Below are 14,898 nucleotides of genomic sequence, written 5' to 3' on the forward strand. Positions count from 1 at the left end.
GGCCTTGGGGCGTCCCGTTTCCCATGTTCGGTATATGTTTCAAATGTTCCGTGGGCCTTGCGGTCTTGCCTGCATGCCGTCTTACGGCCGGCTGCTTCCCGTTCCCTCGAAGGCCGAGCGCAGCGCTGCCGCGTCCAGCTTCTTCATCTGCAGCAGGGCTTGAACCAGCCGGTCGATGCCCGCCTGGTCGCCGGAGCGCATCAGCGTGTCCATCTCCGCCGGCACGATCTGCCACGAGATGCCGAACGGATCCTTGCACCAGCCGCATACCTCGGCTTCGGGTACCGCGGAGAGCTTCGACCAGTAATGGTCGATGCTCGCCTGGCCCTCGCACGGCACGACAAACGAGATGGCCTCGTTGAAGGCGAAGCCGTGCGGGTAGCCGCTGTCCATCGCCGCCATCCACGTATTGCCTAGCCGGAAGTCGGAGAACATCACCGAGCCCGCCGGATTCGGCTCCATGCCGGGCCCATAGCGGACCAGTTGCCCCGCCTGCGAATCCGGGAAGATCTCGCGCCAGAACTCGCCCGCCGCCTCCGCCTTGCCGCAGGCATCGCCGGTGAACATCAGCGCCGGCACGATCGGCGGCCGGGATTCGCTCGACGTATCGGTCAGCATCAATTGCCAGGACAGCCCGTAGCGGTCCTGTATCCAGCCGAAGCGCGCGCTGAAGGGGTAGGCGTCCAGCGGCATCAGCGCCTGGCCGCCATCGACCAGCTTGTCCCACATGGCATCCAGCCGCTCGCGCGCCTGAGGATCGCGGCCCGGATCGAACAGCACGAAGAAGGAGATCGACGGATTGAAGCGGAACATCGGGCCCGCCGAGATCGCCATGAAGGGCTGGCCCCATAGCGTGAACCGCACGAGATCGCAGTCGCCGGACGGCGTATTGCGGATCTGACCAACGAAATCGACGGCCGAATCCGGAAATACCGATACATAGAAGCGCGCCGCTTCGACGGCCTCCTTGTCGTACCAAAGGTGCGGGACAAGGGTGGGCGGTGAGGCGACAGGCGGGGTGACAGGCGTGGTCATGTGCCGGGCTCCTTTTCAGGCATCTCGAAAGGAAAACGGCGCCATGCCGGCCGCCGTTTTGCGATGAAACTCCAGAGTAGTCGCCGCACGCGTCCGGCACAAATCCTGGGCGCAAAAAATCCCCAGGGTGGAGTGCCCTGGGGATCGGGTATTTCGGGATCGCGTGTTTCAGGGCCGCATGTTTGGGCGGCCCGGCGCCGCTATTTCTGCACGGCTGGCGCCGGCGCCGGCGTGCGCAGCGCTGCCTCATGACTGGCCGAGGCCGAACGCCGATGGTCGATCATCGAGACCGCCAGCGCGGCGATCACGGCCGGAATCGCGATGGCGACGAAGTTCTGCTGCAGCGGCAGCGCCATGCCGACCAGCATGCCGATCACGATCGGGGCCAGGATCGCGCCGCTGCGGCCGACGCCCGACGCCCAGCCGATGCCGGTGCCGCGCGCGGCCATCGGATAGAACTGGCCGGCATAGGCGTACGTCACGATCTGCGTGCCGATGGTCGACGCACCGGCCAGGCCCACCAGCACGAACAGCACCGGCGTCGGCACCGGGTAGCCAAGCAAGGTGATCGAGACCGCCGCCAGCGCGTACATGCCGACCAGCACGTGCTTGATATTGAAGCGGTCCGCCAGCCAGCCGCCGCCGACCGCGCCGATCATCGCGCCGAAGTTCAGCACCAGCACGAAGGTCAGCGCCGAGCCCAGGCTGTAGCCGGCGCTGGCCATCAGCTTGGCCAGCCACGAGCTCAGCGCGTAAACCATGAACAGGCACATGAAGAACGCGACCCAGAACATCACGGTGCTGAAGCCGCGGCCGTCCTGGAACAGCTTGCCGATCGGCGCCTCGCCGGCCTTCAGCTCGGGCAGCGCAAAGCGGTCGTCCGCTTGCGGCCGGTAGGACGGCTCCAGCCGGCTCAGCACCTTCTTGACCTCGTCCAGGCGTCCCGAGCGGATCAGGAAGGGCATCGACTCCGGCAGCGACTTCATCACCATCGGGATCAGCAGCACCGGCAATCCAGCGGCCAGGAACACCGATTGCCAGCCGTAGCTCTCGATCAGGCCCTTGCCGACCACCGCGGCCAGCATGCCGCCGACCGAATAGCCGCTGAACATCAGCGTGACCATGGTGCCGCGGATCTTGCGCGGCGAGTACTCGGTCATCTGCGCGACGACATTGGGCATCACGCCGCCGATGCCCAGGCCGGCGAGGAAGCGCGTGACGCTGAACGTCACCGGATCGCTGGTGAAGCCGGCAGCCGCGGTAAAGACCGAGAACAGCACGATGCAGATGGCAATGGCCCAGCGCCGGCCGATGCGATCGGCGATGGTGCCCAGGAAGATCGCACCGAACATCATGCCGAACAGCGCGGAACTGACCATGAAGCCGGCCTGCGTCGCGTCGACGCCCATCGACTGCATGATCGACGGCAGGGCGATGCCGGCCACGGCCAGGTCGTAGCCGTCGAAGATGATGATCAGCGCGCACCAGAACAGCACGAGCCCATGGAAGCGGTTGAAGCGGGCCTCGTCGGCCAGCTGGTGGACGTCGATTTGACGCATGGTTGTCTCCTTGCAGTCCGGTTTCTACCGGCTCTGTGATGGGTGAACGATCGGGTACGGGGCCGACGGGGCCGCCAGGACGCCGCGCCGGCGTTCCCGGCGGCGTGCGGCGACTATTGCGGCAAGTTCTGCGGCAACTCTTGCGGCAACTCTTGCGGCAAGTCGTGCGGCGACCGCGTGATCGGCGCCATGGCTGTCGACTGCGGATCGCGCACGAAATCGACGATCGCCGCGATCAACGCGTCGGGCTGATCGCGATGGGGCGAATGGCCGCACTCCGGCAGCTCCAGCAGGCGCGTCTGCGGCACGCGGCGCGCAATGCCGCGGATCTGCTCCAGCGTGCCGTACTCGTCGTCGAGCCCCTGCACCGCCAGCAGCGGGCAGGTGATGCTGGCAATCTCGGCCTCGATCGACCAGTGGCGGAACGGCGGATGCAGCCAGATGCCATTCCATCCCCAGAAGGCCGAGTCCGGATCGTCGTGATAGCGCGCCAGCCGCTGCCGCAGGTCGGTATTGAGATAGGCTTCGCGCGCCTTCTCGATGCTCGAGACCGACAGGTCCTCGACCAGGATGTGCGGGGCCAGCACGATGGTCCCGGCGACGCGCGACGGAAACCGCGCCGCGTACAGCAGCGCGATGGAGCCGCCATCGCTGTGCCCAAGCAGCCAGGGCGGTTCGGCCTGGGCGTCGATGCCGAGCGCCGTCAGCAGCGTGGGCAATACCTCGTGCGCCTGGCGGTGCATGAAATCCGGATGCCAGACCTCGTCCGCGGCCCGCGGCGTCGAACGCCCATAGCCGGGCCGCGAATAGACCAGGCCGCGCCACCCGAGCGCCTCGCAGACGCGCTGCGGAAAATCGCGCCACATCGCCACCGATCCCAGGCCCTCGTGCAGGAAGACCAGCAGCGGGGCGCCGGCGTTCTCCGTGCCCAGCCGCTGATATTCGATCCGCACCGGGCGGCCGGCCCAATCGATCTCGACGAATTCGACCGGCGCGCTCATTGCAGCCCCGCCAGTGCCAATTGCCCACTCGGCGAGATCAGCACGTTCGACGCGACGTCGCGGCCGCAGTCCATGGGCTGCTGTCGCTGTTGCTGCTGCTCCTGCTCCCGCAGCCGGAAGCGCTGGATCTTGCCGGTCGCGGTCTTCGGCAGGCTGTCGACGAACTGGATCAGGCGCGGGTACTTGTAGGGCGCCAGCCGTTCCTTGACGAAGGCCTTGAGCTCGGCGTCGTCGCACTGCGTACCGGGTTTGAGCACGACAAAGGCCTTGGTGCGCGTCAGCCCCTGCGGGTCGTTGACGCCGATCACCGCGGCCTCCAGCACGGCGGGATGCTGCATCAGCGTGGCCTCGACCTCGAACGGCGAGACGTAGATGCCGCTGACCTTCAGCATGTCGTCGCTGCGGCCCGCGTAGCAGTAGGTGCCATCGGCGTTGCGCACGTACTTGTCGCCGCTTTTGGTCCAGCTGCCCTGGAAGGTCTCGCGCGACTTGTCGCGATTGCCCCAATACATCAGCGCCGCGCTCGGGCCCTGGATATAGAGGTCGCCCACCTCGCCGTCGGGCACCGGCCGGCCTTCCTCGTCGCGCAGTTCGATGTTGTAGCCGGGCACCGGCCAGCCGGTGGTGCCGTAGCGGACCTGCCCCGGGCGATTCGACAGGTAGATATGCAGCATCTCGGTCGAGCCGATGCCGTCGATGATCTCGCAGCCGAAATGCGCGGTGAAGCGCTGGCCCAGTTCGGCCGGCAGCGCCTCGCCGGCCGACGAGCACAGCCGCAGCGCCACCTGTTCGCGCGCCGGCAGCGCGGGCGAGGCGAGCATGCCGGCATAGCCGGTGGGCGCGCCGAAGAACACCGTGGTGCGATGGTCCAGCCAGCGCCGGAAGATCGCCTCGGGCGTGGGCCGCTCCGCCATCAGCACCACGGTGGCGCCGACGCTGAGCGGAAAGGTCAGGCCGTTGCCCAGGCCGTAGGCGAAATACAGCTTGGCCGCCGAGAAGCAGACGTCGTCCTCGGTCAGGCCGAGAATCGGCTTGGCGTAGAGCTCCGCGGTCCAGTAGGGATTGGCCTGGCTGTGCAGCACGCCCTTGGGCCGGCCGGTCGAGCCGGACGAATACAGCCAGAAGCCGGGGTCATCGGGACCGGTGGCTGCGGCCGCCGGCTGGGGCGCATGGTCGGCGATCAGCGCGTCGAGCGAGACCATGCCGGCAGGCAAGGTGCTCCCATCGCGCTTGGCGCCCTCGGGGCGGGACACGATCACGTGGTCGACCTCATGGCCGCCTTCGCCCATCGCCTTCGCCATGGCCTGCTCCAGCACCGGCAGCAGCGCCGCCGACACCAACGCAGCGCGGGCGCGGCTGTGCTGCAGCATGTAGGCGTAGTCGTCGGGCGTCAGCAGCGTGTTGACCGCGACCGGCACGATGCCGGCGTAGATCGCGCCGAGGAAGCAGACCGGCCAGTCGCTGCAGTCGTGCATCAGCAGCAGCACGCGTTCCTCGCGGCGTACGCCGAGGGCTCGCAGCGCGGTCGCGAACCGGCGCACGCGCTCGGCCAGTTCGCCGTAGCGCAGGCGGCCGTGGTCGTCGATATAGGCGGTCTTGTCGCCGCGGTGCGCGTTGGCTTCCAGCAGGTGCTGGGCGAAGTTGAAGGGCGTGGTGGGCGCGACCATCGGCGGCGGGTCCGAGCCTGGCGCGGTGGCGGTGATCGTGGTCGCGGTAGTCGTCGTTGCGGCTGCCATGCGTTGTCTCCCCATCTGTTCTATGGATGCTGCGAATACTGCAGGCGCTGTATGTCCTGCGAGCCCTGCAGGTCCTGCAACTCCTGCAAGTGCCCAAGTACTGCGATGTGCTGCGTGTCTCCTCGGAGCTGGTCTTTGGCACTCGTCCTTACAGCCGGTCGTTACAGCCGGTCGAGCACCGCCGTGCTGGCCTGCACCGCGCTGCGGCGATGGTAGAAGTTCAGCGCCCGCAGGCCGCCCAGTTCCTCGCCGCCGCCGGCGCGGCCGGGGCCGCCGTGCAGCGATTGCGGCATCACGTTGCCGTGGCCGGTATGCAGCTGCGCGACATCGGGCGAGATCACGTGGACGCGGCCGTGGCTGTCGGCCAGCTGAAGCGCCGCGGCGGCCAGCGCGGCCGGATCGCTGCCATAGAGCGACGCCACCAGCGAGCCTTCGCCGCGGCGCGCCAGTTCGAAGGCATGGCCGGCGTCGATGCTGTCTTCGCCTTGCCGCTCCCGATAGGACATCAGCGTGGCGACCGGGCCGAACACCTCGATCTGATGCACCAGCGCATTGCCGTCGGGATCGCGCGTGCCGAGCAGCGTCGGACCGATGCAGCAAGCCACGGCCGGATCGGCGTCGATCAGCGCCTGGCTCGCGCCGTCATGCAGGGTTTGCGTCTGCGCCTGCAATTGCGCGAGGCCCTCGCGCACGGTGGCGAGCTGCGCGCGGCTGACCAGCGCCCCCATGCGTACGTCCGGGTTGCGCGGGTTGCCGACGGTGACTTCACGCAGCTTCGCGACGATGGCTTCGGCGGCGGCGTCGTACAGCGACTCGGGCACCAGCACGCGGCGGATCGCCGTGCATTTCTGTCCCGACTTGACCGTCATCTCGCGCACGACCTCGGACGCCAGCAGCGGCAGCGCATCGTTGCCGCCGGCCTCGCGCGGCAGCAGCAGCGCCGAGTTGACGCTGTCCGCCTCGATATTGACGCGCACCGAGCGCTGCGCGATGGCCGGATGCGTGCGGATCTGCGCGGCCGTCTGCGCCGAGCCGGTGAACGACACCACGTCGAAGGGCTCCAGTGCGTCCAGCAGGCCGTCGGCGCTGCCGCAGACGATCGACAGCGCGCCAGGGGGCAGGATGCCCGCCTCGACGACATCGCGGACCATGCGGTGCGTCAGCCAGGCGGTGGAGGTGGCCGGCTTGACGATCACCGGCACGCCCGACAGCAGCGCCGGCGCGGCCTTCTCCCACAGGCCCCACGAAGGGAAGTTGAACGCGTTGATGCACAGCGCGACGCCGCGCGTGGGGACCAGCACGTGTTGCGACTGGAACAAGGGATCCTTGCCCAGGCGCGCCGCCTCGCCATCGAGCAGATAGCGCCGGTCGCCCAGCGTCTCGCCCAGCTTCGCATAGCTGCCCAGCGTGAAGATCGCGCCGTCGATATCGACCGCGGAATCGCGCTTGACCGTGCCGCTGTTGGCGGTCGCGATCTCGTAGTAGGCGTCGCGGTGTTGCTGCAGCACCTGCACGATGGCGCCCAGCAGCGACGCCCGTTCGCGATAGGTCAGCGCCCGCAGCGCCGCGCCGCCTTGCTCGCGCGCGAAGGCGAAGCCTTCGGCCAGATCGAGCCCGGTGGCATCGACTCGCGCCAGTTCATCGCCCAGCACGGGGTCGAACAGTGCCGTGCCCTTGCCGTTGCCATGCTGCCAGCGGCCGGCCAGATAGCTCGGTAGCGATTCGCTCATGCTGCCTCCTGTCGGGTGAAGTCGATGCGCCCTTCGGGCAGCAGATAAAGAACCAGCGCGCGCCCGTTCGACACCGTGGGGCGATGGGCGCTGCCGGGCGGGCACACCAGCCAGCCGGCGGGCCTTCCGTCGAAGCGGGCCTCGCCCTCGATCGGCATGATCAGGTCGATCTCGCCATTGGGATGGGTGTGATGCGGGCCGGCGATGTCCTGCATGTCGACCACGTCGACCGAGAAGCCGTGCAGGTCGTCGGCGGGTTTGAAGATGCGGCCGTAGCGGATGCCGCCGCCTTCGCGATCGCACAGCCAGCCTTCGGCGACGCCTGTTTCGCAGGCGGCCTTCAGCGCGCGATAGGACTCGGTATCGGGGCCGTATTCGGCGTTGAGCCAGGCGTCCAGCTCGGCGTCGAGCGGACGGCCCGCAAGGCGGGCCGTCAGTTGCGCCAATTGCTGGCGGAAGGCCTGGGCGGCCGGTGGGAGGGTGGGGGACATCGGCAAGCGCTCCGTCAGATCGGGAAGAACGTCACCGGTTGGCGTAACCGGTTTGCACGTCCGCGGTGTTCAAGTCTGCGGTTTGCACGTCTGCTGTTAATGCATTATTGTGCATGGGCGAACCATAGAGGTCGACGTCGGCTCTGTCAAGAACTATATTGCAGGAGTGTCGGCGGAAGCGCTGCTAAAACGCCGGCGTGCATTCGGCAAGCCGCCGGGGCCATAGGAAGCGACGGACGGACGGCCACGGCGGATGGACACACCGCCAAGGCCGCGTAATGGCGGGATCGCCACGCGCTGTATGAAGTAAAGCGCAGCGTCGCAGTCATTCGCTAGCATGCACAATAATTCTTGACGTCGCGCGAAGCGATGCACTATGATGCGTGACATCGGATCCCGATCCATGCACTATCGTGCTTCGCGGTGCTTCGTTGCACCACGCGCCCAGGCTGAACAGACAGCGATGTCAGCACAGAGAACAGGAGACAATGCCGTGACCCAGGTCCCCCGCGTCGACTACCAGACCGACCCCTCCCAATACAAGCACCTGAAGCTGCAGTTCGACGGACCCGTCGCCACGCTGGTCCTCGATATCGACGAGAACGCTGGCCTGCGTCCCGGCTACAAGCTCAAGCTCAACAGCTACGACCTCGGCGTCGACATCGAGCTGAACGACGCGCTGAACCGCATCCGCTTCGAACATCCGGAAGTGCGCAGCGTGGTGGTCACCAGCGGCAAGGAGAAGGTGTTCTGCTCGGGCGCCAATATCTTCATGCTGGGCGTCAGCAGCCATGCGTGGAAGGTCAACTTCTGCAAGTTCACCAACGAGACGCGCAACGGCATCGAGGATTCGTCGCGGCACAGCGGCCTGAAATTCCTCGCCGCGGTCAACGGCGCCTGCGCCGGTGGCGGCTATGAACTGGCGCTGGCCTGCGACGAAATCCTGCTGGTCGACGACCGCTCCTCGGCGGTCAGCCTGCCGGAAGTGCCGCTGCTGGGCGTGCTGCCGGGCACTGGCGGCCTGACCCGCGTCACCGACAAGCGCCATGTGCGCCACGACCTCGCCGACATCTTCTGCACCACCACCGAAGGGGTGCGCGGCCAGCGTGCCAAGGACTGGCGCCTGGTCGACGACATCGCCAAGCCTGCCGTGTTCGCGCAGAAGGTGCAGGAGCGCGCGCTGGCGCTGGCCGCGCAGAGCGACCGTCCCGCCGACGCGGCCGGCATCGCGCTGACCCCGCTGGAGCGGACCGTCGAAGCCGATGCGCTGCGCTACGGCTATGTCGACGTGCAGATCGACCGCGCCGCGCGCACCGCCACCTTCACGATCCACGCGCCGCGCGGCCCGCAGCCGCAGACTCCGGCCGCGATCGCCGAAGCCGGCGCGGCCTGGTATCCGCTGCAGCTGGCGCGCGAGCTCGAGGACGCGATCCTGTCGATGCGCACCAACGAGCTGGAGATCGGCACCTGGCTGATCAAGACCGCCGGCGATGCCGAGGCGGTGATGCAGATGGACGCCACGCTGCTGGCGCATCGCGACCACTGGCTGGTGCGCGAGACCATCGGGCTGCTGCGCCGGACCTTCAGCCGTCTCGACGTGTCCTCGCGCAGCCTGTTCGCCCTGGTCGACGAGGGCACCTGCTTTGCCGGCTCGCTGCTGGAACTGGCACTGGCCTGCGATCGCATCTACCACCTGGCGCTGCCGGACGACGAGGCGCGCGCGCCGAAGATCACCGTCGGCGAGACCAACTTCGGCCTCTATCCGATGGCCACCGGCCAGAGCCGCCTGGGCCGCCGTTTCTATGACGAGGCGCCGGCGCTGGAAGCGGTGCGCGCCAGGGCCGGCCAGCCGCTCGATGCGGATGCCGCCTTCGCGCTGGGCCTGGCGACCTCGAACCCGGACGACATCGACTGGGCGGACGAGCTGCGCATCGCGATCGAGGAACGCGTGGCGATGTCGCCCGACGCGCTGACCGGCATGGAAGCGAACCTGCGCTTCAACGGCCAGGAGACCATGTTCACCCGCATCTTCGGCCGGCTGACCGCCTGGCAGAACTGGATCTTCCAGCGGCCCAACGCCGTCGGCGACAAGGGCGCACTGAAGGTCTACGGCAAGGGCGACAAGGCGGCATTCGACTGGAATCGCGTCTGACGCGCAGGTCCGCGCGCGCACCGACACAAAGACACAGCGACACCACGGCACAACGACACGACGACATATCACCGGGAGACCAACGATGTCCGGTATCAACTACAGCGAGAAGATCCCCAACAACGTCAACCTCAGCGAGGACCGTACGCTGCAGCGCGCGCTGGAGCAGTGGCAGCCGAACTACCTGAGCTGGTGGAACGACATGGGCCCGGACGGCTCGCAGAACTTCGACGTCTACCTGCGCACCGCGATCAGCGTCGATCCGCAGGGCTGGGCGCAGTTCGGCTACGTCAAGATGCCGGACTATCGCTGGGGCATCTTCCTGAACCCGGCGGAGCAGGGCCGCAAGATCCATTTCGGCGACCACAAGGGCGAGGACGCGTGGCAGGACGTGCCGGGCGAATACCGCGCCAACCTGCGCCGCATCATCGTGACGCAGGGCGATACCGAGCCGGCCTCGGTCGAGCAGCAGCGCCATCTGGGCCTGACCGCGCCGAGCATGTACGACCTGCGCAACCTGTTCCAGGTCAATGTCGAGGAAGGCCGCCACCTGTGGGCGATGGTCTATCTGCTGCACAAATACTTCGGCCGCGACGGCCGCGAGGAAGGCGAGGCGCTGCTCGAGCGCCGCAGCGGCGAGCAGGACAACCCGCGCATCCTGCAGGCGTTCAACGAGCGCACGCCGGACTGGCTGTCGTTCTTCATGTTCACCTACTTTACCGACCGCGACGGCAAGTTCCAGCTGTGCGCGCTGGCCGAGAGCGCCTTCGATCCGCTGGCCCGCACGACCAAGTTCATGCTGACCGAGGAAGCGCACCACATGTTCGTCGGTGAATCCGGCGTGTCGCGCGTGATCCAGCGCACCTGCCAGGTGATGAACGAACTGAAGACCGACGATCCGGGCAAGCTGCGCGCCGCCGGCGTGATCGACCTGCCGACCATCCAGCGCTATCTGAACTTCCACTACAGCGTGACCATCGACCTGTTCGGCGCCGACGAGTCGAGCAATGCCGCGACCTTCTACAGCACCGGCCTGAAGGGCCGGTTCGAGGAAGGCAAGCGCAACGACGACCATCTGCTCAAGGAGAGCACCTATCGCGTGCTGCAGGCCTCCGGCGGCCAGTTGGTCGAGAAGGAAGTGCCGATGCTGAACGCGCTGAACGAGGTGCTGCGCGACGACTACATCAAGGACAGCGTGGCCGGCGTCGAGCGCTGGAACCGCGTCATCGACAAGGCCGGCATTCCGTTCCGGCTGAAGGTTCCGCACAAGGCCTTCCACCGCAATATCGGCGCGCTGGCCGGCGTCAAGGTGTCGCCGGACGGCCGCGTGATCTCGGACGCCGAATGGCAGGCCAATGTCGACCAGTGGCTGCCGAGCGCGGAGGATCGCGCCTTCGTCGCCAGCCTGATGGGCCGCGTGGTCGAGCCGGGCAAGTTCGCCAACTGGATCGCGCCGCCGGCGATGGGCGTCAACCGCCAGCCGGTGGACTTCGAATACGTGCGCTTCAATTGAGCGGCGAGAGCAACGGCAATAACGGCAGCAACAGCGCCATCAACAGCGCCAGCAACAACGACAGCGACCGCGCGTGACCGAACGTAGCGCCGAGCCGCGGCAGCCTCTGGAGACGGCCATGGATATGGCAGACATGCAAATCATCAAGCAGCATCTGATCGACCCCGAGATCTGCATTCGCTGCAATACCTGCGAGATGACCTGCCCGGTCGGCGCGATCACGCACGATTCGCGCAACTACGTGGTCGACGCCGACAAGTGCAATCTGTGCATGGCCTGTGTGTCGCCGTGCCCGACCGGATCGATCGACAACTGGCGCATGGTGCCGCGCACGCGGCCCTATACGCTGGACGAGCAGCTGGGCTGGGACACGCTTCCCGAAGAGCTGAGCAGCGAGCAGCTGGCCGCCAGCGGCGTCGGCGCCGAGGCGATCGCCGAAGCGCAGGCGCTGGAGGCGGTCGACGAGCCGGTCGATCCCGCGCTGGCGCAGATCGCGCCGTTCAACAGCGCGCAATACGGGGCCACGCTGCCGCCATGGTCGGCAGCGCATTGCTACACCAATCTGTACGGGCCGAAGGCGGCGATCAAGTCGGTTACCGCCACCGTGGTCGGCAATGTGCGCGTGACCGAGGTCGGCCGCGACTACGACACCCATCACCTCGTGCTGGACTTCGGCGCGATGCCGTTCCCGGTGCTGGAGGGCCAGTCGATCGGCATCGTGCCGCCGGGCGTCGACGAGCAGGGCCGCCCGCATCATGCGCGCCAGTACTCGGTGGCGAGCCCGCGCAATGGCGAGCGGCCGGGCTACAACAACCTGTCGCTGACGATCAAGCGCGTGCTGGAGGACCATCAGGGCAATCCGGTGCGCGGCGTGGCCTCGAACTATCTGTGCGACCTGCAGGTCGGCGACACGGTCGAGGTCATCGGCCCGTTCGGCAACAGCTTCCTGATGCCGAACCATCCGCGTTCGAACATCGTGATGATCTGCACCGGCACCGGCAGCGCGCCGATGCGGGCGATGACCGAATGGCGCCGGCGCCTGCGCAAGTCGGGCAAGTTCGAGAGCGGCAAGCTGATGCTGTTCTTCGGCGCCCGCACGCGCGAGGAGCTGCCGTACTTCGGTCCGCTGCAAAGCCTGCCCAAGGACTTCATCGATATCAACCTGGCGTTCTCGCGCACGCCGGGCCAGCCCAAGCGCTATGTGCAGGACGTGATGCGCGAGCGGGCCGCCGACCTGGCCGCGCTGCTGGCCGATCCGGACAGCTACTTCTATGTCTGCGGGCTGAAGAGCATGGAGGAGGGCGTGGTACTGGCGCTGCGCGATATCGCCGAGCAGGCCGGTCTCGATTGGGAGGCGGTGGCCGCTTCGCTCAAGCGCGAAGGGCGGCTGCATCTGGAGACGTACTGAGCTCGGGACGTACCGAGCAAGCGGTCGCGCGGACCGGGTTTGATGTTCTTGATGTGGCCAGGGCCGGCCGCCGCGGAAACGCGGGACCGGCCTTGTTCGTTCAGTCGGCGGACCAGCTTGGCGCGTGCTCGCCCAACGCCGCCACATGGTCGTCGCCATCGGGAAGACCCAGCGAAAAACGGACCGGAAAGCGGACGGCGACGCGATCCTGATCGGGGTCCGATACCTGACGCACCGTACCGCGCGCCTGCACATGCGGGTCCCGCAGCAGCTCTTCCGCGTTCAGCACCGGCGAGATCGGCAGGTCCACGCCGGCCAGCGTGTCCAGCCACTGCGCCAGCGTGCGGCTCACAAAGATCTGCGCCAGCAGCGCATTGACCTCGACCTTGTGGCGCTGGCGTCCTGCGCGCTCGGCGAAGCGCGGATCCATCAGCGAAGGAAATTTCCCGCCCAACGCATCGCGCAGGTTCAGCCAGAACTTGTTCTCCAGAATGCCGAGCGCCAGATGGCGGCCGTCGGGCGTCTCGAACAGGTCGTTCTCCGGCATCACCGTGGGCGAGCGCAGCGGCGCGTCGGCATGTTGTTGCGCGGCCCAGGCGCCATGGGCCGTCCACGACAGCACCGCATCGTGGATCGATACGTCCAGATGCTGGCCGCGCCCGTGCTGACGCGCGCTGAGGATGGCGACGGTCAGCGCCAGCGCCGCATAGCTCGACGCCGCATAGTCCGACACCCGCACGCGTGGCCGCGCGACCTTGTCTCGGACCTGTACCGGCGCGGCCCAATAGCCGGCCAGGGCCAGATAGTTCAAATCGTGGCCGGCATGGTCGGCATAGGGGCCGGTCTGGCCGAAGCCCGAGATCGAGCACAGCACGATGGCCGGATTGACCTTGGCCAGTTCGGCGTGATCGAGGCCGAGGCGCTGCATCACGCCGGGACGAAAGCCTTCGACCACCGCGTCGGCATCGCGCACCAGCTCAAGGAAGGCCGCGCGGCCCTCGGCATCCTGCAGATCGAGCGCGACCGAACGCTTGCCGCGATTGAACTGGGCGAACACCGAGGCGCTCAGCGTGCGCGAGGTATCGCCGACGCCGGGCCGCTCGACCTTGATCACCTCGGCGCCCAGCTGCTGCAGCTGCAACGTGGCGTGCGGGCCGGGCAGCAGCTGGCTCAGGTCGATAATCCTGACGTCGTTCAGGCAGGACCAGTCCGGTTTGGTTGGCGGCTTGGTTGGCGGCTCGCTCGATGGCTTGCTCGATGGCTTGCTCGATGTCATGGCCGGCGCCCGCTCAGCCGATGTCGGCCGTCATGCCGATATCGCGCATCAGCGACGCGTAGCGCCTGGTCTCGGCCGAGACCATCTCGCGGAACTGCGCCGGCGAGGCGCTGCGGCGCAGCTCGCCCGCGCTGGCTTCAAGCATCGCATCGAGCTTGCCGCTGGCCTGCACCTCGTTGATCGCGGTGAACAGGCGCTGCGTCAGCGCGGCGGGCATGCCCGCCGGTGCAAAAAGCCCGCTCCAGTTGTCCAGCACGAAGCCCGGCGGCAGCGCCTCCGCCAGCGTCGGCACGTCGGGGAAGTAGCGCGAGCGCTCGGCGGTGGTCACCGCGAGCGCGCGGACCTGGCCATTGCGCAGGTACGACGTGGCCGTGCTGAGCACCGGCATGCCGAACTGTGTCTGCCCGGTCAGCATCGCCGTCAGGATTTCCGGCGCGCCCTTGTACGGTACGTGGACCGCTTCGGTGCCGGTCTGGTGCAGCATCGATTCGACGGCCAGATGGGCGATGCTGCCCTTGCCGCCGGAGCCGTAGTTCAGCTTGCCCGGTGCACGCTTCATCGCGGCGATCAGCTCGCCTGCGGTGCGGTACGGCGAGTTGGCGGGGACCACCAGCGCGGTCGGGCCGCCCGACAGCGGCGCGATGCAGGTGAAGTCGCGCGCCGGGTCGTACGGCATCTGCTTGTACATGTGGATGTTGATCACGTGCGTGTTGGCCAGCACGCCGAGCGTGTAGCCGTCCGCCGCGGCCCGCTTGAGCGCGCGGCCGCCGATGATGCCGCCCGCGCCGGGCATGTTCTCGACCACCAGTGGCTGGCCGAGCTTCGGTGCCAGCTCGGCCGACAGCGCGCGCGCCATGTTGTCGGGCGAGGTGCCGGCCAGGAAGGGGACGATCAGCCGGATCGGCCGGTTCGGATAGCCGTCGGCCGCGTAGGCGCGCGGCAGGATGCCGCCCAGTGCCGCGGCGCCCGCGGCGGCCAGCCATGTTCTGCGATGCAT

Annotated in this window: 12 protein-coding genes; 3 read left to right on the plus strand and 9 right to left on the minus strand. The window is 67.7% G+C overall.

Going from position 1 to position 14,898, the window contains the following annotated elements; translation table 11 throughout:
- Positions 1-81 precede the first annotated feature (81 nt).
- The 6 genes from K7G19_RS00390 to K7G19_RS00415 all read right to left on the minus strand — a co-directional run bounded on the left by K7G19_RS00390 (position 82) and on the right by K7G19_RS00415 (position 7,552).
- Complete coding sequence (locus tag K7G19_RS00390) at positions 82-1,035, minus strand: VOC family protein (protein WP_226105132.1); 954 nt, start codon at positions 1,033-1,035, stop codon at positions 82-84.
- A 200-nt stretch (positions 1,036-1,235) separates the two neighbouring features.
- Positions 1,236-2,594: an MFS transporter gene (locus K7G19_RS00395; RefSeq protein WP_226105134.1), complete on the minus strand. Its 1,359-nt coding sequence runs from the start codon at positions 2,592-2,594 to the stop codon at positions 1,236-1,238.
- A 113-nt stretch (positions 2,595-2,707) separates the two neighbouring features.
- Positions 2,708-3,595, minus strand: a complete 888-nt coding sequence (locus tag K7G19_RS00400) for an alpha/beta fold hydrolase (protein WP_226105136.1) — start codon at positions 3,593-3,595, stop codon at positions 2,708-2,710.
- The gene (locus tag K7G19_RS00405) at positions 3,592-5,262 is read right to left on the minus strand and encodes a benzoate-CoA ligase family protein (RefSeq protein WP_226106259.1); all 1,671 of its coding nucleotides are present in this window, start codon (positions 5,260-5,262) and stop codon (positions 3,592-3,594) included. The genes K7G19_RS00400 and K7G19_RS00405 overlap by 4 nt, the downstream gene beginning before the upstream one ends.
- Positions 5,263-5,492: 230 nt before the next feature.
- Positions 5,493-7,061, minus strand: coding sequence for a 3,4-dehydroadipyl-CoA semialdehyde dehydrogenase (locus K7G19_RS00410; RefSeq protein WP_226105138.1), 1,569 nt, complete (start codon positions 7,059-7,061; stop codon positions 5,493-5,495).
- Positions 7,058-7,552 (minus strand): DUF4863 family protein, encoded by a 495-nt coding sequence (locus K7G19_RS00415; protein WP_149319935.1) that lies wholly within the window; start codon positions 7,550-7,552, stop codon positions 7,058-7,060. Before K7G19_RS00415 ends, K7G19_RS00410 begins: the two co-directional genes overlap by 4 nt.
- A gap of 493 nt (positions 7,553-8,045) precedes the next feature.
- Between K7G19_RS00415 and boxC the strand changes: the two genes are divergently transcribed.
- Together boxC and boxB are read left to right on the plus strand one after the other, a co-directional pair.
- Complete coding sequence (boxC, locus tag K7G19_RS00420) at positions 8,046-9,704, plus strand: 2,3-epoxybenzoyl-CoA dihydrolase (RefSeq protein WP_150082398.1); 1,659 nt, start codon at positions 8,046-8,048, stop codon at positions 9,702-9,704.
- Between the two features lie 85 nt (positions 9,705-9,789).
- On the plus strand, positions 9,790-11,217 hold the full coding sequence (boxB, locus tag K7G19_RS00425) for a benzoyl-CoA 2,3-epoxidase subunit BoxB (protein ID WP_226105140.1): 1,428 nt from the start codon (positions 9,790-9,792) through the stop codon (positions 11,215-11,217).
- On the opposite strand, the gene K7G19_RS00430 is transcribed toward boxB, so the two are convergent.
- Complete coding sequence (locus K7G19_RS00430; RefSeq protein ID WP_226106358.1) at positions 11,210-11,371, minus strand: hypothetical protein; 162 nt, start codon at positions 11,369-11,371, stop codon at positions 11,210-11,212. The genes boxB and K7G19_RS00430 overlap by 8 nt on opposite strands.
- On the opposite strand from K7G19_RS00430, the gene boxA reads away from it, so the two are divergent.
- The gene (boxA, locus tag K7G19_RS00435; RefSeq protein ID WP_226105142.1) at positions 11,336-12,625 is read left to right on the plus strand and encodes a benzoyl-CoA 2,3-epoxidase subunit BoxA; all 1,290 of its coding nucleotides are present in this window, start codon (positions 11,336-11,338) and stop codon (positions 12,623-12,625) included. The two genes, K7G19_RS00430 and boxA, sit on opposite strands and share 36 nt — an antisense overlap.
- A gap of 100 nt (positions 12,626-12,725) precedes the next feature.
- Here boxA and K7G19_RS00440 read toward each other — a convergent pair whose 3' ends face one another.
- Positions 12,726-13,901, minus strand: coding sequence for a CaiB/BaiF CoA-transferase family protein (locus K7G19_RS00440; RefSeq protein WP_226105144.1), 1,176 nt, complete (start codon positions 13,899-13,901; stop codon positions 12,726-12,728).
- 13 nt (positions 13,902-13,914) lie between these two features.
- A complete protein-coding gene (locus K7G19_RS00445) occupies positions 13,915-14,898 on the minus strand; it encodes a tripartite tricarboxylate transporter substrate binding protein (RefSeq protein WP_226105146.1) in 984 nt (327 codons plus the stop codon).

The organism is Cupriavidus sp. DB3 (assembly GCF_020418465.1).
Lineage (GTDB): Bacteria > Pseudomonadota > Gammaproteobacteria > Burkholderiales > Burkholderiaceae > Cupriavidus > Cupriavidus cauae.